This window comes from Aureicoccus marinus (assembly GCF_002954325.1).
GTDB lineage: Bacteria > Bacteroidota > Bacteroidia > Flavobacteriales > Flavobacteriaceae > Aureicoccus > Aureicoccus marinus.
This window is the reverse complement of record NZ_MQVX01000001.1, coordinates 1,553,205-1,578,910: the sequence shown is the minus strand read 5'-3', so window position 1 is coordinate 1,578,910 and position 25,706 is coordinate 1,553,205. Positions and strand designations below refer to the sequence as shown.

The following is a 25,706-nucleotide window of genomic DNA, read 5'->3' as shown; positions in this document are numbered from 1 at the left end:
GATTGTATATTTGCGCCCCAATACTAAAGAAAGGAGGTTGTAGTTTATGCTGATAATACCCGTAAAAGAAGGAGAAAATATTGATAGAGCGCTCAAGCGTTACAAGCGAAAGTTTGACCGTACTGGAACTATGCGCCAATTGAGAACTAGACAACAGTTTACCAAGCCTTCTGTTCGCCGTAGAGCTGAAATTCAGAAAGCTCAGTATATTCAGGGTCTACGCGACGCCGAAGAACTATAGCGCAGAGCGCACGAATTAATATTAATCCTGTCTTTTGACAGGATTTTTTTTTGCCCTAATTTCAAGTAGAGCTTAGCCCCATGGAGATCAAGTCATTTTTGGAGTACCTCCAATACGAAAAGAACTACTCGGAACATACCCGACGCGCTTACGGGCGTGATATAGCTCAGTTTGAATCCTTTCTGCAACAGGAGCACCCTCAAGTGGATTTGGTTCATTCAACCTATTCTTCTATAAGGCACTGGATCGCTCATTTAGCGGCTACCCATACCAACCGAAGCATTAACCGCAAGCTTTCTTCTCTGAAAACCTTCTATGGCTATCTGGAGCGGGTGGGGCAGCGCAAAGGGAACCCCCTGGGCGCGCATCGCAGTTTAAAGGTGCAATCCGATTTTGCCCTCCCGCTATCCGAAAAAGAGATGGAGGAGTTGCTGGATGCAATGCGTTTCGAGGATACTATGCCCGGTAGAAGAGATCAATTGATGATCGAACTCTTATACAGCACCGGAATGAGACGGAAAGAGCTCATTGGACTGCGCCTTGCGGACTGGGATCGATCAAAACGAATTCTACGGATTCAGGGGAAGGGGAACAAGGAGCGTTTCTTGCCTGTATTGCCAGAGATTCAAGAGATGTTGAAGGCGTATTTGGAGGATATGCCCTTAGAGGCCGACCGATCACCACAGGCCCCGCTTTTAAGGACCGACAAGGGTAAACCTCTGTATCCAACATTTGTTTATCGTACCATAAATAAGTATCTTCAAGAAGTTTCAACAAAGGTTAAAAAGAGTCCTCACATCCTGAGACACACCTTTGCAACTCACTTACTCAACCGGGGTGCGGACCTGAATTCCGTAAAAGAATTGTTGGGGCATGCGTCATTGGCCAGTACGCAGGTGTATACCCACAGCAGTATAGAGGAACTCAAAAAGGTCCATCAAGCCGCCCACCCAAGAAGCGAGAAAAAATAAGCTCGCGATGTTTAACCTGTTTGCGTCCTGCAAACTTTAAAATGATTCGAGTATGAAGGTAAACACCCAATCCGTCAATTTTGTGGCAGATCAGAAACTGCTAAACTTTGTTCAATCGCGTATGGACAAGTTAGATTTGTTCTATGACCGGGTCGTCCGATCCGAGGTTTATCTCAAGGTGGAGAACACCAGTGCTAAAGAAAACAAGATTGCGGAAATAGAGCTGCATATCCCCAAAGACAGGATTGTAGTGAAGAAGCAATGTAAATCATTTGAAGAGGCTGTAGATTCAGCCTGTAATTCGCTAGAGAGGATGCTAGTGAAACGCAAAGAAAAAATGAGGGCCCAAACCCTGTAATTTTTGAGTAGAAATTATTTTGATTAAAAAAATAAATATATACATTTGCAGTCCGTTTGAAAAAGCGGACTTTTTTTATGAGTAAAAAAGGCTGAAAAGCCGGTGTAGCTCAGCTGGCTAGAGCAGCTGATTTGTAATCAGCAGGTCGTGGGTTCGAGTCCCTCCACCGGCTCGTATTAAAAGGGTTTTTACGAAAAATTTGTTTTTGCAAATTCCCGGGTGAAAAAGACTGCAATATTGGTCTTTGGAGCCAAAAAGCAAGCTAAGGGGAGATACTCAAGCGGCCAACGAGGACAGACTGTAAATCTGTTGGTTTTTACCTTCGCAGGTTCGAATCCTGCTCTCCCCACAGAAATACAGCCTTCCTTGAGAAGGACAAAAGGGTAAACGGTCTTTTTGACATATTGTTGTAAAGTAATGCGGGAGTAGCTCAGTTGGTAGAGCGTCAGCCTTCCAAGCTGAATGTCGCCGGTTCGAACCCGGTCTCCCGCTCTAAGATTTTGGTGACTTGCGTGAAATGTACAGTCGCTCCAGAGCAGTCGGATTACATCTGGACTTGCTAGCGAAGCCAGCGTGCTAAGCAGAACCAATGATCCGCCGGTGTAGCTCAGGGGTAGAGCGTTTCCTTGGTAAGGAAGAGGTCACGGGTTCAAATCCCGTCATTGGCTCGAAGAAGTTACGTCAAGTTCAAAAAGACAAAACGATTCATACACTAATATAAACTAAGATTAAAATTAATTACAATGGCAAAGGAAACTTTTGATCGTTCCAAACCGCACTTAAATATTGGTACCATTGGGCACGTGGATCACGGTAAAACTACCTTGACTGCTGCGATCACTACAGTGTTGGCAAACGACGGTCTTTCTGAACTAAGAAGCTTCGATTCTATCGATAACGCTCCTGAAGAAAAAGAACGTGGTATCACGATCAATACTTCTCACGTAGAGTACCAAACAGCTAACCGTCACTACGCTCACGTTGACTGTCCTGGTCACGCGGATTACGTAAAGAACATGGTCACTGGTGCTGCTCAGATGGACGGTGCTATTTTGGTTGTTGCTGCGACTGACGGGCCTATGCCTCAAACGCGTGAGCACATCCTTCTTGGACGTCAGGTAGGTATTCCACGTATCGTTGTTTTCTTGAACAAAGTTGACATGGTTGATGACGAGGAGCTACTTGAATTGGTAGAGATGGAAGTGCGTGAGTTGCTTTCTTTCTACGAGTACGATGGAGATAACGGACCTGTAGTTTCTGGTTCTGCTCTAGGTGCTTTGAACGGAGAAGAAAAGTGGGTTCAAACTGTTCGTGACTTGATGCAAGCCGTTGACGATTGGATCGAGTTGCCACAGCGTGACGTTGATAAGGACTTCCTTATGCCTATCGAAGATGTATTCACTATTACTGGACGTGGTACAGTGGCAACTGGTCGTATCGAGACTGGTGTTGCTCACACAGGTGACGGTGTTGATATCATCGGTATGGGTGCTGAGAAATTGACTTCTACTATTACAGGTGTTGAGATGTTCCGTAAGATCCTTGACCGTGGTGAAGCCGGAGATAACGTAGGTATCTTGTTGCGTGGTATCGAGAAATCTGATATCAAGCGTGGTATGGTTATCTGTAAGCCTGCCTCTGTAACTCCTCACGCTAAATTCAAAGCTGAGGTGTATATCTTGAAAAAAGAAGAAGGTGGACGTCACACTCCATTCCACAACAACTACCGTCCTCAGTTCTACGTACGTACAACTGACGTAACTGGAAACATCATGCTTCCTGATGGAGTTGAGATGGTAATGCCTGGTGATAACTTGACTATTACTGTTGAGTTGATCCAACCTATCGCCTTGAACGTAGGTCTTCGTTTCGCAATCCGTGAAGGTGGACGTACTGTAGGTGCTGGTCAGGTGACTGAGATTTTGGATTAATCTCCATACGAGAGAATTAAATAATTAAGGTGTTTAGCCCCGATTTTTCGGGGCAGCACCTTTACTTATACGGGTGTAGCTCAGTTGGTAGAGCACTGGTCTCCAAAACCAGGTGTCGGGAGTTCGAGTCTCTCCTCCCGTGCAAGAAGAGCAGGACCGAACAGGGTCTGTTTCAACTGAGGGAATAACCGATACATTGAACATGGTAACATACATCAAAGAATCCCTAGAGGAGCTAAAGAACAACGTGACCTGGTTAAACCGGGAGCACGCTTCTAACTATATGGTAGTGGTAGCGGTGTTTTCTATTTTGTTTGCTTTGGCGATTTGGGGAGTGGACGAATTGTTCAACTTCCTTATTCAGTTGTATTTCGATAATGTAATTGGAGGATAGTATGTCGGAGGTTCTGGAAAAAAAGTGGTACGTCGTTCGAGCGGTCAGTGGTCAAGAAAATAAGATCAAAGGCTATATCGAATCAGAAGTTGAGCGCCATGGTTTTGGTGACTACTTGGAGGAGGTCTTGGTACCTACGGAGAAGGTAGTTCAAATCCGTAATGGCAAGAAGATCAACAAAGAGAGAACCTACTTTCCGGGATACATCATGATTAAGGCCAATTTGGGCGGTGAAATGGTACACATCATCAAATCCATCACCAATGTGATTGGTTTTTTGGGTGAAACCAAGGGGGGAGACCCTGTGCCACTGCGTAAGTCAGAGGTAAATAGAATGCTCGGAAAAGTGGATGAGTTGGCTGTGAATACGGACAACATAGCCATTCCATTTGTACTGGGAGAAACGGTCAAGGTAATTGATGGGCCGTTCAACGGATTCAATGGATCTGTCGAAAAAATTAATGAGGAAAAACGGAAGTTGGAGGTAATGGTGAAGATTTTCGGTCGTAAGACTCCGTTGGAACTGAGCTATATGCAGGTAGAAAAGATTTAGTAAATAAAGATAAACGCTGTTACGCGAAAAAGTCAGTTGTATTGCTTCCAACAAATCACAACTGCAATTAATTAAACACAATGGCAAAAGAAGTAGATAAGGTTGTAAAACTACAAGTTAGGGGAGGTGCTGCGAATCCATCGCCACCGGTTGGACCCGCCTTAGGTGCTGCCGGTGTTAACATCATGGAGTTCTGTAAGCAGTTTAATGCCAGAACCCAGGACAAGCAGGGAAAAGTTCTTCCTGTCGTTATCACGGTATACAAAGACAAGTCGTTTGAGTTTGTCGTAAAAACACCGCCGGCGGCCGTTCAGCTGATGGAAGCAGCCAAGATTAAAAAGGGATCCGGAGAACCCAACCGTTCAAAAGTCGGTTCGGTTTCCTGGGATCAAGTACGAACAATTGCGGAAGATAAGATGGTGGATTTGAACGCCTTCACAATTGAATCCGCTATGATGATGGTAGCAGGTACTGCTCGGTCCATGGGGCTGAAAGTAGCAGGACCTAAACCTTTTTAATCGCTAATTCATATTAGTATGGCACGATTGACTAAAAAGCAAAAAGAAGCACAGGCTAAAATTGAGCGAAACAAGCTCTATAGCCTTGACGAAGCTTCTGCCCTGGTAAAAGAGATTACCACGGTTAAATTTGATGCTTCCATTGATTTGGCGGTGCGTTTGGGTGTTGATCCAAGAAAAGCAAACCAAATGGTTAGAGGAGTGGTAACACTGCCTCATGGAACAGGAAAGGACACCAAGGTTTTGGCTTTGGTTACTCCAGACAAAGAAGCAGAGGCCAAGGAAGCCGGAGCTGATTTTGTTGGACTCGATGAGTACCTTGACAAAATCAAAGGCGGATGGACTGATGTTGACGTAATTATCACCATGCCTAGCGTGATGGGTAAATTAGGTCCTTTAGGTCGTATTTTAGGTCCTCGCGGATTGATGCCTAACCCAAAGACAGGTACTGTAACCATGGACGTTGCAAAAGCTGTTAGTGAGGTGAAGGCGGGTAAGATTGACTTTAAAGTAGACAAGACGGGAATCGTTCACGCTGCTATCGGAAAGGCTTCTTTCTCTGCAGACAAGATTGCGGGTAACGCGAAGGAGCTTCTCGATACCTTGGTTAAGCTGAAACCAGCTGCTGCCAAAGGGGTTTACATGAAAAGCGTCTACATGTCTAGTACCATGAGCCCAAGTGTTCAACTGGATACCAAGTCTATTTCTTAACGCAGTTCAAATACAAATCAATGACACGAGAAGAAAAAGCAGTAGTAATTGAGGATTTGACTGCGCAACTGGCTGAGAATGCAACCATTTATTTGGCTGATATTTCTGGTCTTGACGCGGTTTCAACATCCGACTTGCGACGCGCTTGTTTTAAAGCGAACATCAAGTTGGCTGTTGTAAAAAACACTCTTCTTGCTAAGGCCATGGAGGCTTCAGACAAGGAGTACGGAGAACTGCCTGACGTTCTTAAGGGGAACACGGCAATGATGTTTTCGGAAGTGGGTAATGCCCCTGCGAAACTCATTAAGAATTTCCGCAAAAAATCAGACAAGCCCATTTTGAAGGGCGCTTACATTGAGGAAGCAGTTTACATCGGAGACGACAACCTGGAGACCTTGGTTAACATCAAGTCTAAAGAGGAGTTGATCGGAGATGTTATTGGATTGCTCCAATCTCCTGCGAAGAACGTTATCTCTGGATTGAAATCTGGAGGTGGTAAACTCGCTGGAATCCTCAAGACTTTGTCTGAGAAATAATTTACGTACGCACTTTTTATTTACATATTTAGAATTTTACAAAACGATAGAACATGGCAGATTTGAAAGATTTTGCAGAACAGTTGGTTAACCTTACCGTAAAAGAGGTAAATGAGTTGGCTGATATTTTAAAAGAAGAATACGGCATTGAGCCTGCTGCTGCTGCAGTAGCTGTTGCAGGTGGTGCTGCCGGTGGAGGAGCTGAAGAGGCTGCTGAAGAGAAATCAGAATTTGATGTAATTTTGAAAGCAGCAGGAGCTTCTAAACTTGCAGTTGTGAAACTGGTTAAAGAATTGACAGGATTGGGTCTTAAAGACGCCAAAGAAATTGTTGATAGCGCTCCAAAGGCAGTTAAGGAAGGAGTTTCCAAAGACGAAGCCGAAGGAATTCAAAAATCTCTGGAAGAAGCAGGAGCTGAAGTTGAGCTCAAGTAAGCCCTTCTAGAATACCATTTTGAGGTAAGGTCTTTCCGGAAATCCGGTAAGGCCTTTGCCTCTTTATTAAACTGTGTGCGAAGAGGCACGCAACCGAGGATACTATTTACTTACAAAATTTGTCCAAGTCGATGTTCAAAAACCATACTGAGAGAGTCCATTTTGCTACCGCTAAGAACATTCCCGATTACCCGGATTTTCTGGACATTCAAATAAAGTCGTTCCAAGACTTTTTCCAATTAGAAACAAAATCAGACGAAAGAGGAAATGAAGGTTTGTACAACACCTTCATGGAGAACTTTCCAATTACCGATACGCGAAACCAGTTTGTGTTGGAGTTTTTGGATTACTTCATCGACCCGCCTCGTTACACCATTCAAGAGTGTATTGAGCGCGGATTGACCTACAGTGTACCATTGAAGGCTCGTCTGAAATTGTACTGTACAGATCCGGAGCACGAAGATTTTGAAACCATCGTTCAGGACGTGTATTTGGGTACCATCCCGTACATGACTCCGAGTGGTACTTTCGTGATCAATGGTGCTGAGCGTGTTGTCGTTTCTCAATTACACCGTTCTCCTGGGGTATTCTTTGGCCAGTCTTTCCACGCCAACGGTACCAAATTGTATAGTGCTCGTGTAATTCCATTCAAGGGTTCTTGGATTGAATTCGCGACCGATATCAATGGCGTGATGTACGCTTATATTGATCGGAAGAAAAAATTACCCGTAACAACATTGTTCCGGGCCATCGGATACGAACGCGACAAAGACATTCTCGAAATTTTCGACTTGTCGGAAGAAGTAAAAGTTTCCAAGGCAGGATTGAAGAAGGTTCTCGGTCGCAAGCTTGCCGCCCGTGTCTTGAATACCTGGCATGAAGACTTCGTAGATGAAGATACTGGGGAGGTAGTTTCTATTGAGCGAAATGAGATCGTTCTCGATCGCGATACCATCCTGGATAAAGAACATGTAGAGCAAATCCTGGACGCCGATGTTAAAACCATCCTACTCCACAAAGAGAACAACGCTCAATCAGATTACGCGATCATCCACAATACCCTTCAGAAGGATCCGACCAACTCGGAAAAAGAAGCGGTAGAGCACATTTATCGTCAGCTGCGTAATGCAGAACCGCCCGATGAAGAGACCGCTCGTGGAATCATCGATAAATTGTTCTTCTCGGACCAACGTTACAACCTCGGAGAGGTAGGTCGTTACCGAATGAACAAGAAGTTAGGACTGGATATCGGAATGGATAAGCAGGTTCTAACCAAAGAAGATATCATTACCATCATCAAGTACTTGATCGAATTGATCAACTCGAAAGCCGAGATTGACGATATCGATCACTTGTCTAACCGACGTGTGCGTACGGTAGGGGAGCAGCTTTCACAGCAGTTTGGTGTTGGTTTAGCTCGTATGGCTCGTACCATCCGTGAGCGTATGAATGTCCGTGACAACGAAGTATTTACTCCGATTGACTTGATTAACGCGAAGACCTTGTCTTCGGTGATCAATTCTTTCTTCGGAACGAACCAGTTGTCTCAGTTTATGGACCAGACCAACCCTCTTGCAGAGATCACGCATAAGCGTCGCCTTTCTGCACTGGGACCAGGTGGTCTTTCCAGAGAGCGTGCCGGATTTGAGGTGCGTGATGTTCACTACACCCACTACGGACGCCTTTGTCCTATTGAAACTCCTGAAGGTCCAAACATTGGTTTGATCTCTTCCCTTTCTGTTTTCGCCAAAGTGAACAGCATGGGATTCTTGGAGACTCCTTATCGTGAGGTGAAGGATGGAAAGGTAAATACAGCCGAGTTTAAATATTTAAGTGCGGAAGAGGAAGAAGGAATGAAAATCGCCCAGGCGAATATTCCTTTGGCTAAAGACGGTAAAATTGAAAACGATCGGGTTATTGCACGTGAGGAAGGTGACTTCCCGGTAGTAGAGCCAACTGCGGTGAACTATACCGATGTTGCTCCAAACCAGATCGCTTCGATTTCGGCTTCTTTGATTCCATTCTTGGAGCACGATGATGCGAACCGTGCACTGATGGGATCAAACATGATGCGTCAGGCAGTACCTCTATTGCGTCCTGATTCTCCTATCGTTGGAACAGGTCTAGAAAAGCAGGTGGCTACTGATTCTCGTGTATTGATCAATGCAGAAGAAGACGGGGTGATCGATTATGTAGATGCACAAAAGATCATCTTGAAGTACGAGCGCAGTGAAGAAGAGCAGTTGGTGAGTTTTGAAGATGAGTTCAAAACCTACAACCTGATCAAATTCCGTAAAACGAACCAGGGAACATCGATCAACTTGAAACCGATTGTCCGCAAGGGTGATAAGGTGAAAAAGGGTCAGGTACTCTGTGAAGGATATGCAACTCAGCTTGGTGAATTGGCCTTGGGTCGAAACATGAAGGTTGCCTTCATGCCTTGGAAAGGATACAACTTCGAGGATGCGATTGTGATCTCAGAGAAAGTGGTTCGTGAAGACATCTTTACTTCCATTCATATTGATGAGTACGCTCTTGAAGTCCGTGATACCAAACTCGGTGCGGAAGAATTGACCAATGACATTCCGAACGTTTCGGAAGAAGCCACGAAGGACCTCGATGAGCACGGTATGATTCGTATCGGTGCTGAAGTGAAGCCCGGTGATATTTTGATTGGTAAGATTACTCCGAAAGGGGAATCTGATCCAACACCGGAAGAAAAACTACTTCGCGCCATCTTTGGAGATAAGGCAGGAGATGTAAAAGATGCTTCCCTGAAAGCTTCTCCATCGCTACGTGGTGTCGTTATTGATAAAAAACTTTTCTCTCGTTCAATCAAGGATAAGAGAAGAAGAAGTGAAGACAAGGAGGCTATTTCCAAATTGGAATTGGACTACGAAGTGAAATTCCAACAGCTTAAGGATGTTTTGGTTGAAAAACTATTCGCTTTGGTTGGAGGAAAGACTTCCCAAGGAGTGATCAACGATTTGGGCGAAGAAGTTCTTCCTAAAGGAAAGAAGTACACCGTTAAGATGTTGAATTCTGTTGATGATTTCGCTCACCTTGTGGGAGGAAGCTGGACAACAGACGACAACACCAACCGTATGGTGGCTGACTTGCTTCACAACTACAAAATCAAATTGAACGACCTGCAAGGAAACTTGCGTCGCGATAAGTTCACGATTTCTGTCGGAGATGAACTTCCAGCTGGAATCATGAAATTGGCCAAGGTATACATCGCCAAGAAGCGCAAGCTGAAGGTAGGTGATAAAATGGCTGGACGCCACGGTAACAAAGGTATTGTTGCTCGAATCGTTCGCCAGGAAGATATGCCGTTCTTGGAAGATGGAACGCCTGTGGATATCGTATTGAATCCGCTAGGGGTACCTTCTCGTATGAACATTGGTCAGATCTACGAAACGGTTCTCGGGTGGGCTGGTCAAAAACTAGGGAAGAAATACTCTACCCCAATTTTTGACGGTGCTACTTTGGACCAAATCAACGAATTTACAGACGAGGCTGGAATTCCTCGTTTCGGACACACTTATCTCTATGACGGTGGAACCGGTGAGCGTTTTGATCAACCCGCAACTGTTGGGGTGATTTACATGTTGAAACTGGGTCACATGGTAGATGATAAGATGCACGCCCGTTCCATTGGACCATATTCTTTGATTACGCAACAACCATTGGGTGGTAAAGCCCAATTCGGTGGACAGCGATTTGGAGAAATGGAGGTTTGGGCTCTTGAAGCTTATGGAGCTTCCTCTACTCTAAGAGAGATTTTGACAGTTAAATCAGATGATGTCATCGGTCGAGCCAAAACCTACGAGTCTATCGTAAAAGGGGAGACCATGCCTGAGCCTGGATTGCCAGAATCCTTTAACGTTTTGATGCACGAGCTCAAAGGTCTGGGCTTGGATATCAGATTGGAAGAATAGAATAAGAGTCCTGATAAGAATAATAGAATAATATCCGCATAGCACGATTATGGCTAGAATGAAAGATACACAAGCTCCGAAGCGTTTCAACAAAATTTCCATTGGATTGGCGTCGCCCGAGGCGATCTTGGCTGAATCCCGTGGAGAGGTTTTGAAACCGGAAACCATCAATTACCGTACGCATAAGCCGGAAAGAGATGGTCTTTTCTGCGAACGCATTTTTGGTCCTGTTAAGGATTACGAATGTGCCTGTGGAAAATACAAGAGAATCCGTTACCGCGGAATCGTCTGTGACCGCTGTGGAGTCGAAGTGACTGAAAAGAAAGTTCGTCGGGATCGAGTAGGACATATCAATTTGGTGGTGCCTGTTGCCCACATTTGGTACTTCCGTTCTCTACCGAACAAGATTGGATATTTGCTGGGCTTGCCGTCCAAGAAACTGGATATGATCATTTACTACGAAAGGTATGTGGTTATCCAACCTGGAGCTGCTCAGGGTCCTGAAGGGGAGGAGATCAAGAAAATGGATTTCTTGACCGAAGAGGAGTACCTCAATATTTTAGAGACTCTTCCTCAGGAGAACCAGTATTTGGAAGATTCTGATCCAAATAAATTCATCGCCAAAATGGGTGCTGAATGTTTGATCGAACTTCTGGCTCGTATCGATTTGAACGAGTTGTCTTATGACCTGCGTCACAAGGCCAATACAGAGACATCCAAGCAACGGAAGACAGAGGCTCTTAAACGTCTGCAAGTTGTTGAAGCCTTGCGTGAGTCTCAAGAAAATAGAGAAAACCGCCCAGAGTGGATGATCATGAAGGTCATTCCTGTTATTCCACCAGAATTGCGTCCATTGGTTCCTCTTGATGGAGGGCGTTTCGCAACTTCTGATTTGAATGACCTGTACCGACGTGTTATTATCCGTAACAACCGTTTGAAGCGTTTGATGGAAATCAAAGCGCCAGAGGTGATTTTGCGTAACGAGAAACGTATGTTGCAGGAAGCGGTAGATTCTCTCTTCGATAACACCAGAAAAGCTTCTGCTGTTAAGACCGAATCGAATCGTCCGCTAAAATCACTTTCTGATTCCCTAAAAGGAAAGCAGGGTCGTTTCCGTCAAAACTTGCTTGGTAAACGTGTGGATTACTCTGCTCGTTCAGTGATCGTCGTTGGTCCTGAATTGAAGCTCTACGAATGTGGTCTGCCTAAAGATATGGCCGCTGAACTCTACAAGCCTTTTGTGATCCGTAAGTTGATCGAAAGAGGTATTGTCAAGACGGTGAAGTCGGCGAAGAAAATTATCGACAAGAAGGAACCTGTCGTTTGGGATATTCTGGAAAACGTACTGAAAGGACACCCCGTTCTCTTGAACCGGGCCCCCACACTTCACCGATTGGGTATTCAGGCTTTCCAACCTAAACTGATTGAAGGGAAGGCGATCCGTCTGCACCCATTGGCTTGTACCGCGTTTAACGCGGATTTTGATGGGGATCAAATGGCGGTTCACTTGCCACTAGGTCCGGAGGCAATTTTGGAAGCTCAACTCCTGATGTTAGCCTCTCAAAACATCCTGAACCCAGCAAACGGTTCTCCGATTGCAGTACCTTCTCAGGACATGGTCTTGGGTCTGTACTACATGACCAAGAAGCGTATTTCGGATAAAGATTACACCGTAAAAGGTGAAGGACTTACCTTCTATTCTTCAGAAGAGGTGGTTATCGCCTTCAATGAGAAAAAGGTTGAATTGAACGCCGGAATAAAAGTGCGTACAATTGACTTCAACGAAGAAGGAGAACTTGTACCTCAAATCATTGATACGACCGTGGGCCGTGTCTTGTTCAACCGTGTTGTTCCAGAAGAAGCTGGATTTATCAATGCCGTATTGACCAAGAAGGCTTTGCGTAATATCATTGGAGATATTCTCTCGGTAACCGATGTTCCACGTACAGCGGAATTCCTGGATCGAATCAAGGGTATGGGTTACGAATTCGCCTTTAAAGGAGGTCTTTCCTTCAGCTTAGGTGATATTATTATCCCGAAAGAGAAAATCGAAATGATCGATGATGCCAACGAACAAGTTGAAGGCATTATGATGAACTATAACATGGGTCTGATCACAAACAACGAGCGCTACAATCAGGTGATCGATGTTTGGACCAGTACCAACTCTATGTTGACGGAATTGGCGATGAAGCGAATTCGCGAAGATCAACAAGGATTCAACTCGGTATTTATGATGTTGGATTCTGGAGCTCGTGGATCGAAAGAGCAGATTCGCCAGTTGACTGGTATGCGTGGTTTGATGGCCAAGCCTAAAAAATCGACTGCCGGTGGTGGGGAGATTATTGAGAACCCGATCCTTTCTAACTTTAAGGAAGGTCTATCGATTCTTGAATACTTTATCTCAACTCACGGTGCTCGTAAGGGTCTTGCCGATACCGCTTTGAAAACGGCCGATGCTGGATACTTGACTCGTCGTTTGGTTGACGTGTCTCAGGATGTGATTATCAACTCTGAAGATTGTGGTACTCTTCGTGGTATTGAGGTGGAAGCCTTGAAGAAGAATGAAGAAGTAGTGGAGTCTTTGGGTGAGCGTATCCTAGGACGTGTTTCTCTACACGATGTTTTTGATCCGTTGACCAATGAGCAATTGTTGGCTGCGAATCAAGCGATCACAGAGGCGGATGTGAAGCGTATTGATGCTTCTCCTGTCGAGAAGATCGAAGTGCGTTCTCCATTGACCTGTGAAGCCGAAAAAGGAATCTGTGCCATGTGTTACGGTCGAAACCTCGCTTCTAACAAAATGGTTCAGCGTGGAGAAGCTGTTGGTGTAGTTGCTGCCCAGTCTATTGGGGAGCCAGGTACACAGCTGACCTTGCGTACCTTCCACGTAGGGGGTATTGCCGGTAACATATCGGAGGACAACCGTCTTGAAGCTAAGTTTGATGGTGTTGCAGAGATTGAAGATTTGCGCACGGTTAAAGGAGAGGACAGCAACGGGGAGCCAGCGACTATCGTTATCTCTCGAACTTCTGAGATCAAGATCGTTGACAAGAAAACAGGAATTACCCTGAGTACAAATAACATTCAGTACGGTTCTCAACTCTTTATCAAGAATGGAGCAAGCGTCAAGAAAGGAGATGCGATTTGTCAGTGGGATCCATATAACGGGGTTATTGTTTCTGAATTCTCAGGACAGATTGCCTACGAGAATATCGAGCAAGGGGTTACTTACCAAGTAGAAATCGATGAACAAACCGGTTTCCAAGAGAAGGTAATATCTGAATCCCGTAACAAGAAGTTAATCCCGACCCTTTTGATTAAGGACAACAAAGGAGAAACACTTCGTTCTTACAACCTCCCTGTAGGTTCTCACATCATGGTCAATGATGGAGACAAAGTGAAGGAAGGTAAGATCTTGGTGAAAATTCCAAGGAAGTCTGCAAAAGCAGGGGATATTACAGGAGGTTTGCCACGTGTTACTGAGCTCTTTGAAGCACGTAATCCATCGAATCCTGCTGTAGTAACAGAAATTGATGGTGTGGTTTCTTTCGGTAAAATCAAGCGGGGTAACCGCGAGATTATTATCGAGTCCAAATTGGGCGAGATCAAGAAATACTTGGTGAAACTATCTAACCAGATTTTGGTTCAGGAGAACGATTACGTTCGCGCGGGTATGCCACTTTCTGATGGGTCGATTACACCAGAAGACATCTTGGCGATCAAAGGACCATCTGCTGTTCAGCAGTATCTTGTAAATGAAGTACAAGAGGTTTATCGTCTTCAAGGGGTGAAGATCAACGATAAGCACTTTGAAGTGGTTGTTCGCCAAATGATGAGAAAAGTTCGTATCGAAGATGCGGGTGATACCATCTTCTTAGAGAATCAATTGGTTCACAAGGATGACTTCATCAAAGAGAACGATGAAATCTTCGGTAAGAAAGTCGTCATCGACGCTGGAGATTCAGAGAACCTCAAAGCAGGACAGATTGTTAGCGTACGTGAGTTGAGAGATGAAAACTCTCTGTTGAAGCGTGCTGACAAGAACTTGGTCGAGGCCAGAGACGCAGTAGCGGCCACAGCAACACCAATTCTCCAGGGTATTACCCGTGCTTCCCTACAAACCAAGTCCTTTATCTCTGCGGCTTCCTTCCAGGAAACCACCAAGGTATTGAACGAGGCGGCCGTAAGCGGTAAGGTCGATAGTCTGGAAGGCTTGAAGGAGAATGTGATTGTTGGTCATAAGATTCCGGCAGGAACAGGGATGAGAGATTACGAAAGTATCATCGTTGGTTCTAAGGAAGAGTATGATGAGATCATGGCGCGTAAAGAAGAATTTAAACTCTAAGCCCCATGGCGGATCAGCCCAACAAGCAGCAACAGCAAATCAATATTGAGCTTGATGAAAAGATGGCCGAAGGAGTTTATTCCAACTTGGCGATTATCAACCACTCGGTTTCTGAATTCGTTGTTGATTTTGTGAGCATCATGCCTGGAGCTCCAAAAGCCAAGGTGAAAAGCCGGGTGGTCTTAACTCCCCAGCACGCCAAGAAGTTTTTGAAAGCTTTAGGAGACAATGTTCAGCGTTTTGAGCAAGCCCATGGAACAATCAAGGATTATGAGCAACCTGCCATCCCCTTGAACTTTGGTCCGACCGGAGAAGCCTAAACACTGTTCTGGAATATAAAAAAGCCAATCCGAAAGGATTGGCTTTTGTTTTATTGGGAGGCAAACTCCGAGGTGAAGTGGAGTTTGACCGAGGGGTACTTCTGTTGAGTCATTTGTAAAGAGAAGGAGGAGTCGGCTAAGAAGACCAGTTGACCAGCCTTATCTCGCGCTAGGAATTTTTGTTTGATCCTTTTAAATTCGGCAAATTCTTCTGGGTTCTCTCCCGTATCTTCCACCCAGCAGGCCTTGTGCACAGGGAAGTTCTCGTAGGTACACTTGGCTCCGTATTCGTGCTCTAAACGGTATTGGATGACCTCATACTGCAACGCACCGACAGTACCAATAACCTTTCGTCCATTGAGTTCCAAAGTAAACAGCTGAGCAACACCTTCATCCATCAATTGATCAATCCCCTTATTGAGCTGTTTAGCCTTCATGGGGTCCGCATTGTTGATGTAGCGGAAATGCTCAGGGGAGAAGCTCGGGATACCTTTGTAATTGAGTTTTTCTCCTTCGGTAAGGGTATCTCCAATTTTGAAGTTTCCGGTGTCGTGGAGCCCTACGATATCACCAGGATAGCTAATGTCCACGATCTCTTTCTTTTCTGCAAAGAAGGCGTTCGGACTCGAGAACTTGAGTTTTTTATCGTGGCGAACATGTAAATATGGCGTGTTCCTTTCAAAGGTTCCCGAAACAATTTTAATAAAGGCCAAGCGGTCCCGGTGCTTTGGATCCATATTGGCATGAATCTTAAAGACAAAGCCCGAAAATTTCTTTTCATCGCTTTCGACCACCCGTTCTTCTGCGGCTTTAGCGCGTGGTGGGGGAGCGATTTGGATAAAGCAATCTAGGAGCTCTCTGACGCCAAAATTATTCAGTGCTGAACCGAAGAATACGGGTTGCTGTTCTCCCGCTAAATAGGCCTCTTTGTCAAAGGCAGGATAGACGCCTTCAACGAGTTCCAGGTTATCTCGCAGACTTTCTGCGGCTGTTTCTCCGATGAGTTTTTCGAGCTCTGGACTATTGAGATCATCGATGGCGATGGTGTCTTCAATGCTCTGTTTGCTCTGTCCACTGAAGAGGTTGATGTTTTTTTCAAAGACATTGTAAATGCCCTGAAAATCATAGCCCATCCCGATCGGAAAGCTCAAGGGGGTGACCTGAAGTCCTAGTTTTTGCTCCACTTCGTCGAGCAGGTCAAAGGCATCTTTTCCTTCGCGGTCCAATTTATTGATAAAGACAATCATCGGGATGTTCCTCATGCGACAAACTTCGACCAGTTTCTCGGTTTGTTCCTCCACCCCTTTAGCCACATCGATGACGACGATCACGGAATCTACCGCGGTGAGTGTCCGGAAGGTGTCTTCCGCGAAATCCTTGTGCCCAGGCGTGTCGAGGATGTTGATTTTCTTGTTTTGGTAGATAAAGGCCAAAACAGAAGTGGCAACCGAGATTCCTCTTTGGCGCTCGATTTCCATAAAGTCACTCGTCGCACTTTTTTTGATTTTGTTGCTTTTTACGGCTCCAGCCTCTTGGATCGCACCTCCAAACAAGAGTAATTTCTCGGTAAGAGTAGTCTTTCCGGCATCCGGGTGAGAAATAATGCCGAAGGTTCGGCGTCTAGCGATTTCGTCTTTGAACTCCATGAAAAAATTTCGGCAAAATTACGCAGAAATATAGAGGATTCGAGGGAATAGCAATTAGCCGCTGTCAAAATAGAAAATACTCCTATCTTGCACGGTAGAACACAGAACCTGCTCACATCTATATAACGTATTGAGTTAAGGTAGTTTACTTAAACGAGAACACGATGAGCTACCGCATATCCCACCTCTGCATGGTAGGGGTTTTGCTATTCTTCATTTTCCCCCAACTGAAGGCCCAAAAAAAACCACTTATAAAAGTGCAATCGCGCTCTGTTTTTCAACAGGGATCTGGATTGGCCCTTTTTTCTGCCGGAAATTTAGAAGACAACGATCAAGATGGTGTTTTGGACGCCGTGGATCTTGATGATGATAACGATGGTCTTTTGGATACCGTAGAAGGTACACTAGATGCCGATGGAGATGGAATACCCAACTCCTTGGATCAAGACAGTGATAATGATGGTCTTTTGGATACCTACGAGGCCTTGCCTTTTGGAACCTCTCTTCCCCTCTCAACGGAAGATAGTGATGGCAATGGCTTAATCGATATATTTGAATCCCAGCCAGGGAGTGGCGATGGCCTAAGTCCACTGGATACGGATGGTGACGGACGCCCTAATTTTCTTGATCTGGATTCAGATAACGATGGAATATTAGATAAGGACGAAGCCAGTTCTATCGGCGATGAGTTTGATTGTACCCAAAGCCTAAATTTTGACTTTAGTGGTCCTGCCGTTCTGGAGAGTGGTACCGACTTAGAAGAAGGAGCGGTTTACCGTTATTCTGATGTGAGCCAGAATTTAGATGCTCTGGTGACTATAGAGGAAATGGTCAATGCCGAAATTGAAGTGCTAGACCAGAATACCACGGACGCCAACTACTTTAAACCAGAGGTGTTTTTTACGGCAGATGCTGAAGTCCGTCGCCCCTTTGTCGATTTTCGTATTACTTTGGTTTCTTCCGGTACGAACAGTCCGGTGGATCAAGATGTAATTTATGCGAACTTTATCGATGTTGACGGAAATGGAACTTACCAAGAGTTCAATCGCTTTGATACCCCAGCCTCTTATACCTTAAATGAAGGTGCAGAAATAACAGTACAAAATACCCCAGGTGGTTTTCTGGTTAATGGAGGTAATAAAGAATATAATGGGATAAGCAATCAGGTACCTGCAGTAAATGTAGCCGTAGAGTTTGTGGATCTTTCTACTTTTGTACTTCGTTTTGGCATTCAAAATGTAGTCCCCACCCAATTTCGTACTTCCGTTGCGCGTCAAGCTGGTATTCAGTTTGGCTGTTTGCTCAATTTCCCCGATCCGGTAACGACGACCTTCAATGAAGACCGTGACAGTGACGGGGATAATTTTCCGGACCGCCTCGATATCGATAGTGATAACGATGGGATTCCAGACAACGTAGAGGGGCAACCTACAGAGGGCTATGTGCCTCCTACAGGAAATGATTCTGACAACGACGGTTTGGATGATGCCTACGAAGGGGGTGGAGATGCTGGTATAGATCCTGAGGATACCGATGGTGATGTACAGGTAGATTATTTGGACCTGGATAGTGATAACGACCTGGTCCCAGACAACAACGAAGGAAACGATTTCAATTTTGATGGAGTACCGGATCAAACCTTCACCGGTACCGATACCGACGCAGATGGTTTGGACGATGGGTACGAAGGCGGTGATGTCAACGATGGTTTTGATGTCAATGACGAAATAGACGATCCTAAGAACGACTTACCCGATACCGATAGGACGGAAGATGTCAATTACCGCGATGTCGATGACGACGGAGATGGAATTGACACCCCGGACGAGGATGAGAATAACAACGGAGATCCGACCGACGATGATACGGACGAAGACGGTAATCCCGATTACCTCGATGATACGGACGATAGAGATGATACCGATACCGATGGTGATGGTGTTCCGGACCGAATCGATTTAGACGATGATAACGATGGAATTTTAGATACACAGGAAGACCCCAATACGGATGGTGATAACGATCCTCTGACGGACTCGTTGGACAGTGATGGAGATGGTCGTCCGGATCACTTGGATATCGACAGTGATAACGATGGTATCCCGGACAATGTGGAAGGGCAACCTACAGTGGGTTATGTTCCTCCTACGGGGAATGATTCCGATAACGATGGTCTGGATGATGCCTATGAAGGATCCGGAGACGAAGGAATAAGTCCGGAAGATACCGATGGCGATGGCACCTTTGACTGTTTGGATTTAGACAGTGATAATGACCTCGTACCAGACAACAACGAAGGAAACGACTTCAATTTTGATGGGGTGCCGGATCAGAATTTTACCGGTACCGATACCGATAATGACGGACTGGACGATGGGTACGAAGGCAGTGATGTCAATGATGGTTACGATGTGAATGACGAGATTGACGACCCTCAGAATGATCTACCGGACACCGATGGGACAGAGGATGTTAATTACCGTGATTTTGACGATGATGGAGACGGCATAGACACGCCTGACGAAGACGAAAACGATAACCAAGATCCGACGGATGACGACACAGACGAAGACGGAGATCCCGATTATCTGGATGATACTGATGACCATGACGATACCGACACCGATGGGGATGGTGTTCCCGATGCGATCGACATTGACGACGATAATGACGGTATTCTGGATACAGAAGAAGACCCCAATACGGATGGTGACCATGATCCATTGACAGATCCCCTGGACAGTGATGGCGATGGTCGACCCAATCACTTGGATATTGATAGTGATGACGATGGAATCCCGGATAATGTGGAAGGCCAATCGACCGCTGGCTATGTACCTCCAAGCGGAAACGATTCGGATAATGACGGATTGGATGATGCCTATGAAGGAGATGGAGATGCTGGCCTAGATCCTGAGGATACAGACGGTGATGGAACACAGGATTACCTGGACAGCGATAGTGATGACGATTTAGTGGCAGACGATAACGAAGGAAACGACTTCAATTTTGATGGGCAACCCGATCAGGAATACACCGGTCTAGATACCGATAATGACGGTCTTGATGACGGTTATGAAGGCAGTGATGTCAATGACGGATACGATGTTAACGACGAGATCGATGATCCCCAAAATGACCTGCCGGATTTTGATGGAACCGAGGACGTCAACTACCGTGACTTTGACGACGACGGCGATGGTATTGATACCCCAGACGAAGACGATAATGAAAACGGGGATCCAACCGATGACGACACCGATGAGGATGGAGATCCTGATTACCTCGATGATACGGACGATGGGGATGATACCGATACCGATGGGGACGGGGTTCCCGATGCAATTGATATCGATGATGATAATGATGGAATTCTCGATACCGTTGAAGATTCCAATACTGATGGAGACAATGATCCTTTGACCAGCCCGAAAGACAGCGATGGAGATGGGCGTCCAGATCATTTAGATATCGATAGTGATAATGATGGAATTCCAGACAATGTGGAAGGGCAAACGACCTCCGGGTATACGCCACCTACGGGAAGTGATTCCGATAATGACGGGTTGGATGATGCCTATGAGGGAGAGGGTGATGCAGGACTAAGCCCAGTGGATACCGATGGTGATAGTGCGGTGGATTATCTGGATTCAGATAGCGACAACGATCTGGTACCCGATAATAACGAAGGGAACGATTTCAACTTTGACGGTACCCCGGATCAGACTTTTCATGGAACGGATACCGACAATGATGGCTTGGATGATGGATACGAAGGCAGTAATACCAATGATGGGTATGATGTCAATGACGAAATCGATAATCCAAGACTGGACTTACCGGATACGGATGGAGAAGACGACGTCAATTACCGAGATGTTGATGATGATGGAGATGATATTGATACCCCAGACGAAGATGGCAATGATGATGGTGACCCGACCAACGACGATGAGGATTTGGACGGAACCCCTGATTTTCTAGACCCTGATGGAGGCATTGAAGTGAATCAACTGGTGACTCCGAACGCCGATGGGAAGAATGACTTCTTGTTTATTCGAGGAGTGAGATTTACACTGGCCAACCGCCTGCAAATTTTCAACCGATGGGGGGTCAAAGTATATGATGGAACGGATTACGACAACATCCGTAATGTATTTGATGGACGTTCACGCGGACGTTCCACGATTACAGTGAACGATTACCTGCCTTCTGGGGTTTATTACTACATCTTTGAATACGAGACCGCACGCGGCAAGTTTACCGACCGATCTTACTTCTATATCAGCCGATAAGACAAACGCTATGATGAAAAAAGCCATTTTGGGAATTCTACTAGGGGTGACACTGGTTCCAGCAGTTTGGAGTCAGCAAGACGCTCAGTACACCCAATACATGTTTAATACCTTAAGTGTTAACCCAGCCTATGCAGGGTCACGAGGACAATTGAGTTTTGCAGGACTTTACCGATCACAATGGGCTGGTTTGGAAGGAGCGCCAGAAACCTTAACCTTTAATATTCACTCTCCAATACGCAATAGTCGGTTAGGGTATGGTATTTCATTGGTGAACGATAATATTGGTAGTGGAGTAGTGCAGGAGACCTATCTGGATCTGGCTTTGTCCTATACCATCGATGTCAGTGAGACCGCCAAGATGTCTTTTGGGGTTAAGCTCGGTGGAAACCTGCTGAATCTTGATTTCACCAAGTTGAGAAACTTCGATAACGAGGTGGTTGTTCAGGACAATATTGACAATAGTTTTTCGCCCAACTTTGGAGTAGGGTTCTACTACCACACGGACCGGTTTTACGCCGGGGTATCGGCACCGAATCTGTTGGAGACCGAGTATTTTGACAACAACGGAGAAGATGCGAACAGTCCGAACTTTTTGGCTGCTGAGCGGGTGAACTTTTACTTTATTACGGGTTATGTTTTTGATTTGAATTCTGAATTCAAATTCAAGCCTGCATTGCTGACCAAGGTGGTGGGAGGAGCTCCCCTCCAATTGGATTTATCAGCCAACTTCCTGTATAATGATCGCTTCAGTTTTGGAGCGGCTTACCGCTGGGATGCATCGGTGAGTGCTCTGGCTGGCTTTCAACTAAATGAACAGATTATGCTAGGAGTCGCTTACGACCGTGAGACTACAGAGCTCGGAGCCCAGCAATTCAATGATGGGTCTTTTGAAGTCTTTTTACGGGTAGAATTACTTAAGCGTTTCCAACGAACAGTTCCCCACGTTTCTTTTAACGAACACTGACCATGATCCTACGACTAAAGACAACCTTTGCTTTCAGCTTAGTCGGCTTGTTTTTGCTGACTTCTGGAGTAAATGCCCAGGAACAAACCAAGGAAGAGAAGGAAGCCCAAGATGCTGAACGCTTGGTTGAAAGAGCCAATGAGCGTTACGAGAGTTTTTCTTTTAGCCCTGCCATTGATGTCTACCAAAAGGTGCTCGAAAGGGGCTTTGTTTCGGCTGATATACTAAAGAAACTCGGAAACGCCTACTACTTCAATTCACAATACGATAAAGCGCATGGAATGTATTCACGCCTCATTGAAGAGTTTCCTGAAGAAACTGAGGCTCAACATTATTTTCGTTGTGCACAGACATGTAAAACCTTGGGAGATTACGATCGTGCAGAGCAGCTCATGTTGTTGTACGCTCGAAAAATAGAGGCCAATGAAAACCTTGAGCTAAGCCAAGAAGAGTATATGACTCAGATCGAAAAGAATTCAGGCCGATATACCTTGGGGAATTTCCCTTATAATTCGAGGTACAGCGACTTTGCACCTGCTTACTACAAAAAGGGTCTGCTGTTCGCTTCGGACCGGGATACAGGCAATCTTGCCCGTTATCGCCACTCCTGGAACAACCATGATTTCTTGGATCTCTACCAAATTGATTCTCTAACGGATTTAACGGGAACAGAAGAAAGAGCCCCTAAACTCAGCGGTGCAATCAACACACGCTTGCACGAGTCTACCTCTGTCTTGAGCAAGGATGAACAAACCCTCTATTTTACGCGAAATAATCTCAAAGATGGTCGCCGTGGAAAAGACAGCTTGGGAATTATTCGGCTAAAACTCTATCGAGCGTTATGGCAAAATGAGAATTGGGAAACCATTGAAGAACTCTCCTTGAACAGCGATGAATTTTCTACAGCTCATCCTGCCCTCAGTCCGGATGGGAAGGTCATGATTTTTGCTTCAGATAGACCGGGCGGATATGGAGCCTCTGATCTTTACAAGACAGAAATTAAGGGGGACGGAAGTTTTGGAGAAGTCGTGAATTTGGGTCCTACTATCAATACTCCTGGAAGAGAGACTTTCCCCTTTATCAGCGCAGACAGCGTTTTATATTTTGCCTCGGATGGACATTATGGACTTGGGGGATTGGACTTATTTGCAACCCGCTACACTGATATTTTGAATCAGGCAGTTGTCAACTTAGGTCGCCCGGTGAATGGCCCACAGGATGACTTTTCTTTTATTTTCGATTCACAAGAGCAAACAGGATACTTCGCCTCTAACCGCGGTAATGATGCAGCGAATGATGACATATTTCCGCTGGTTCAAGACAGGGCCCTAGATTTGAACTGCTATGCTTTTGGTCTTGTACGGGACCGCAATACCCAGCGTCTTTTGGCTGGCGCAACAGTGGAAGTAATCAATGAAGAAAACGAGGTTATTCGAACAACTAAAACAGACCTGCGTGGGGTATACCGTATCAAGTTACTCTGTGGCCGAGGCAATTTTATTCGGGTCAGTATGCCAGAATATCAATCGGCAGAAACTTTTGTCGCTAACCCGGTGATGGGTGACAACAATTTCAATTTTGATTTGGAACCAGAAATTATTGTTGTGGAACAAGACCCTTTAGAACCTGCGGATATAGGGAAGTTGTTGGCCTTGAATACCATTTATTTCGATTTGAACAAGTACGATATTCGTCCGGATGCGGAGATTGAAATTCAAAAGATTGTGGCGGTTATGGAGCGTTTTCCCAGTCTAAAGATCAGGGTGGTTTCTCATACCGATAGCCGTGGAAACGACGATTACAACTTGTGGTTATCACAGAAAAGAGCGGATGCTACAGTCGAGTATATCGCGGAACAAGGTATCGCCAGGGACAGACTCATTGGACAAGGGAAAGGAGAACAGGAGATCATGAATCAGTGCCAGAATGCTGTCCCTTGTTCGCGTGCCGATCATCAATTGAATCGCCGTTCGGAGTTCCTCATTTTTGAGTAGTATATTTAGCCTTCACCTCTGTAAAGTAGGTCCATACGTGTTAAAATTTCTACTTTACAACTTTCTTTTTGGAAGCTAAAAGAGATATATGAACTTATATGGAGTAATCAATTCATCTACCAAAATGTATCTTTTATCTAAGTCTCCAACCCCCCTTCCAAACCCGAAGCCGTTTGTGCTATTCTTTTTCGTTTTGTTGGCCATTTCCCTGGCGATCTAAAACGCTAAAAGCTACCTTTAAGAACACTCTTCTTCTTATACTATCCTGCTTCTTTTTTGGCCAGGATAGTTTTTTCTATTTGTAGGAATAACCTTTATTGAAGCTTATAATTCCTAGCCTCATCGACAAAGTGCTTTTCCGTTTTCCTTCCTTTTTTTTCAAGCCAAACTTCATCTTTTAAGAAGTAGATGTCGTCTTCGGGCCACTTCACAACATTAATTTCTTCAGCCTTAGGTCAAATCTAATTTTGTAGTAAATAAGGAAGTTCCGCACAAGCGTCAAATCCGAAATCTACTTCCTGATTGACTTAAAATTCATTGGAATGAAAAAGTATATAACCTTCCTATTATTCGCCCTTGTCGGAAGCGTATCGTATGCACAAACGACGGTGACACTCGAAGATCAGTGTGATTGCCAAGTACTGAGTGGTACAGATGTGAATACTGCCGGCCAAGCAACCCCTACCGGTTCAGAGGCAGGAGACATTTATGTTAACACCACTACAGGTATCATCTATTATTGGGATGGGGATTCCTGGGAATTCACTTCTTCAGATGATCAGCAATTGCAACGTTTTGAGTATGACAATACCACTTCCATTCTAACCTTAGAGATAGAAGATGGAAATACCCTTACTGTTGATCTTAGTGCATTGAATAATGCAGGTTCAGATAATCAGACTGCTACAGAAGTTCCATTTGATAATACGGCTTCCGGATTGGCCGCAACAGATGTGCAAGCTGCATTAGATGCTTTAGACGCACAGCTTGATACGGATTTGGATACGGATCCGAATAACGAATTAAATACCGGAATAGGGCTAAATGCTGGTGCTATAGAAATCACAGATAATGGAGGCACCTTAAGTCAGAACCTGATCAGTCTTGACGCAAATAACTCCATACTAGCTGGAACGGATGGCGGACTGTTTCTCAATTTTTCTACTCTTCAGGCATTATCTACCCTTACCAATAATGGTGATGGGACTTTTACCTATACAGACGAAGCAGGGACAGCAACAACCATTGATATACGCGCTACCAATATTAACTACGATGGGACGACCTCTGGTCTTACCGCAACGGATGTACAAGGAGCTATTGATGAGGTTGCTGCGAGTGTAGCGGCGGATGGCGATACCGATAGCACGAATGAATTGAATACCACTTTTGCGGTCAATGGAGCGAACTTGGAAATCACCGATGCCGGTGGTACTCTTCAGGTACCGCTAAGCACGATTACTGCAGGAGTGAATACCGATAATCAAGATCTTACGGGAGCTACTCTCGATGGAAGTAATATCCTCCAGATTGATATTGAAGATGGTG

General features: G+C 45.1%; 17 protein-coding genes, 5 tRNA genes and 1 pseudogene. 22 read left to right on the top strand and 1 reads right to left on the bottom strand.

All coding sequences use genetic code 11. From position 1 onward, the window contains the following. The first annotated feature begins 46 nt into the window (after positions 1-46). The 18 genes from rpsU to BST99_RS07250 all read left to right on the top strand — a co-directional run bounded on the left by rpsU (position 47) and on the right by BST99_RS07250 (position 15,256). Positions 47-241 carry a 30S ribosomal protein S21 gene (rpsU, locus tag BST99_RS07335; protein WP_105001221.1) on the top strand — a complete coding sequence of 65 codons (195 nt, stop codon included), beginning with the start codon at positions 47-49 and terminating at the stop codon, positions 239-241. Positions 242-321: 80 nt separating this feature from the next. Continuing rightward, entirely contained in the window at positions 322-1,212 is an 891-nt protein-coding gene (locus BST99_RS07330) for a tyrosine-type recombinase/integrase (protein WP_105001220.1), read from the top strand. Positions 1,213-1,264: 52 nt separating this feature from the next. After that, positions 1,265-1,570: a ribosome hibernation-promoting factor, HPF/YfiA family gene (gene hpf / locus BST99_RS07325; RefSeq protein ID WP_105001219.1), complete on the top strand. Its 306-nt coding sequence runs from the start codon at positions 1,265-1,267 to the stop codon at positions 1,568-1,570. 98 nt (positions 1,571-1,668) lie between these two features. Further along, positions 1,669-1,742 (top strand) — tRNA-Thr (locus BST99_RS07320). A 94-nt stretch (positions 1,743-1,836) separates the two neighbouring features. Further along, positions 1,837-1,919 (top strand) — tRNA-Tyr (locus BST99_RS07315). A 70-nt stretch (positions 1,920-1,989) separates the two neighbouring features. Further along, a tRNA-Gly gene (locus tag BST99_RS07310) sits at positions 1,990-2,062 on the top strand. Positions 2,063-2,166: 104 nt separating this feature from the next. Continuing rightward, positions 2,167-2,238 (top strand) — tRNA-Thr (locus BST99_RS07305). Between the two features lie 75 nt (positions 2,239-2,313). Then, complete coding sequence (tuf, locus tag BST99_RS07300; RefSeq protein ID WP_105001218.1) at positions 2,314-3,501, top strand: elongation factor Tu; 1,188 nt, start codon at positions 2,314-2,316, stop codon at positions 3,499-3,501. Between the two features lie 69 nt (positions 3,502-3,570). Beyond that, positions 3,571-3,643: transfer RNA gene (locus BST99_RS07295), tRNA-Trp, on the top strand. A gap of 60 nt (positions 3,644-3,703) precedes the next feature. Continuing rightward, positions 3,704-3,895 carry a preprotein translocase subunit SecE gene (secE, locus tag BST99_RS07290; protein ID WP_105002459.1) on the top strand — a complete coding sequence of 64 codons (192 nt, stop codon included), beginning with the start codon at positions 3,704-3,706 and terminating at the stop codon, positions 3,893-3,895. Between the two features lies 1 nt (position 3,896). Further along, a complete protein-coding gene (gene nusG, locus BST99_RS07285; protein ID WP_105001217.1) occupies positions 3,897-4,448 on the top strand; it encodes a transcription termination/antitermination protein NusG in 552 nt (183 codons plus the stop codon). 80 nt (positions 4,449-4,528) lie between these two features. Continuing rightward, positions 4,529-4,966: a 50S ribosomal protein L11 gene (gene rplK / locus BST99_RS07280; RefSeq protein WP_105001216.1), complete on the top strand. Its 438-nt coding sequence runs from the start codon at positions 4,529-4,531 to the stop codon at positions 4,964-4,966. Between the two features lie 18 nt (positions 4,967-4,984). After that, the gene (rplA, locus tag BST99_RS07275; RefSeq protein ID WP_105001215.1) at positions 4,985-5,677 is read left to right on the top strand and encodes a 50S ribosomal protein L1; all 693 of its coding nucleotides are present in this window, start codon (positions 4,985-4,987) and stop codon (positions 5,675-5,677) included. A 20-nt stretch (positions 5,678-5,697) separates the two neighbouring features. Beyond that, a complete protein-coding gene (gene rplJ / locus BST99_RS07270; protein ID WP_105001214.1) occupies positions 5,698-6,213 on the top strand; it encodes a 50S ribosomal protein L10 in 516 nt (171 codons plus the stop codon). 53 nt (positions 6,214-6,266) lie between these two features. Further along, positions 6,267-6,647 carry a 50S ribosomal protein L7/L12 gene (gene rplL / locus BST99_RS07265; RefSeq protein WP_105001213.1) on the top strand — a complete coding sequence of 127 codons (381 nt, stop codon included), beginning with the start codon at positions 6,267-6,269 and terminating at the stop codon, positions 6,645-6,647. A 131-nt stretch (positions 6,648-6,778) separates the two neighbouring features. Continuing rightward, entirely contained in the window at positions 6,779-10,588 is a 3,810-nt protein-coding gene (gene rpoB, locus BST99_RS07260) for a DNA-directed RNA polymerase subunit beta (RefSeq protein ID WP_105001212.1), read from the top strand. 49 nt (positions 10,589-10,637) lie between these two features. Next, on the top strand, positions 10,638-14,936 hold the full coding sequence (rpoC, locus tag BST99_RS07255; protein ID WP_105001211.1) for a DNA-directed RNA polymerase subunit beta': 4,299 nt from the start codon (positions 10,638-10,640) through the stop codon (positions 14,934-14,936). 5 nt (positions 14,937-14,941) lie between these two features. Beyond that, the gene (locus BST99_RS07250) at positions 14,942-15,256 is read left to right on the top strand and encodes a DUF3467 domain-containing protein (RefSeq protein WP_105001210.1); all 315 of its coding nucleotides are present in this window, start codon (positions 14,942-14,944) and stop codon (positions 15,254-15,256) included. 50 nt (positions 15,257-15,306) lie between these two features. Here BST99_RS07250 and BST99_RS07245 read toward each other — a convergent pair whose 3' ends face one another. Further along, positions 15,307-16,902: a peptide chain release factor 3 gene (locus BST99_RS07245; RefSeq protein ID WP_105001209.1), complete on the bottom strand. Its 1,596-nt coding sequence runs from the start codon at positions 16,900-16,902 to the stop codon at positions 15,307-15,309. A 164-nt stretch (positions 16,903-17,066) separates the two neighbouring features. Between BST99_RS07245 and BST99_RS07240 the strand changes: the two genes are divergently transcribed. From BST99_RS07240 to BST99_RS14340, 4 genes and pseudogenes are all read left to right on the top strand, one after another. After that, on the top strand, positions 17,067-21,197 hold the full coding sequence (locus BST99_RS07240; RefSeq protein WP_105001208.1) for a T9SS type B sorting domain-containing protein: 4,131 nt from the start codon (positions 17,067-17,069) through the stop codon (positions 21,195-21,197). A 13-nt stretch (positions 21,198-21,210) separates the two neighbouring features. Next, a pseudogene (locus BST99_RS07235) lies at positions 21,211-22,154 on the top strand (PorP/SprF family type IX secretion system membrane protein). A 12-nt stretch (positions 22,155-22,166) separates the two neighbouring features. Continuing rightward, entirely contained in the window at positions 22,167-24,158 is a 1,992-nt protein-coding gene (locus BST99_RS07230; protein ID WP_105001206.1) for an OmpA family protein, read from the top strand. A 542-nt stretch (positions 24,159-24,700) separates the two neighbouring features. Next, a partial coding sequence (locus tag BST99_RS14340) for a hypothetical protein (RefSeq protein ID WP_181044181.1) occupies positions 24,701-25,706 on the top strand: 1,006 nt, incomplete at its 3' end.

Coding starts and splice junctions, on each gene's coding strand:
- rplK (WP_105001216.1), top strand. CDS start 4,529: ATGGCAAAAGAAGTAGATAAGGTTGTAAAACTACAAGTTAGGGGAGGT.
- rplL (WP_105001213.1), top strand. CDS start 6,267: ATGGCAGATTTGAAAGATTTTGCAGAACAGTTGGTTAACCTTACCGTA.
- BST99_RS07245 (WP_105001209.1), bottom strand. CDS start 16,902: ATGGAGTTCAAAGACGAAATCGCTAGACGCCGAACCTTCGGCATTATT.
- nusG (WP_105001217.1), top strand. CDS start 3,897: ATGTCGGAGGTTCTGGAAAAAAAGTGGTACGTCGTTCGAGCGGTCAGT.
- BST99_RS07240 (WP_105001208.1), top strand. CDS start 17,067: ATGAGCTACCGCATATCCCACCTCTGCATGGTAGGGGTTTTGCTATTC.
- tuf (WP_105001218.1), top strand. CDS start 2,314: ATGGCAAAGGAAACTTTTGATCGTTCCAAACCGCACTTAAATATTGGT.
- rpoB (WP_105001212.1), top strand. CDS start 6,779: ATGTTCAAAAACCATACTGAGAGAGTCCATTTTGCTACCGCTAAGAAC.
- rpoC (WP_105001211.1), top strand. CDS start 10,638: ATGGCTAGAATGAAAGATACACAAGCTCCGAAGCGTTTCAACAAAATT.
- BST99_RS07250 (WP_105001210.1), top strand. CDS start 14,942: ATGGCGGATCAGCCCAACAAGCAGCAACAGCAAATCAATATTGAGCTT.
- BST99_RS07330 (WP_105001220.1), top strand. CDS start 322: ATGGAGATCAAGTCATTTTTGGAGTACCTCCAATACGAAAAGAACTAC.
- rplJ (WP_105001214.1), top strand. CDS start 5,698: ATGACACGAGAAGAAAAAGCAGTAGTAATTGAGGATTTGACTGCGCAA.
- rplA (WP_105001215.1), top strand. CDS start 4,985: ATGGCACGATTGACTAAAAAGCAAAAAGAAGCACAGGCTAAAATTGAG.
- secE (WP_105002459.1), top strand. CDS start 3,704: ATGGTAACATACATCAAAGAATCCCTAGAGGAGCTAAAGAACAACGTG.
- hpf (WP_105001219.1), top strand. CDS start 1,265: ATGAAGGTAAACACCCAATCCGTCAATTTTGTGGCAGATCAGAAACTG.
- BST99_RS07230 (WP_105001206.1), top strand. CDS start 22,167: ATGATCCTACGACTAAAGACAACCTTTGCTTTCAGCTTAGTCGGCTTG.
- rpsU (WP_105001221.1), top strand. CDS start 47: ATGCTGATAATACCCGTAAAAGAAGGAGAAAATATTGATAGAGCGCTC.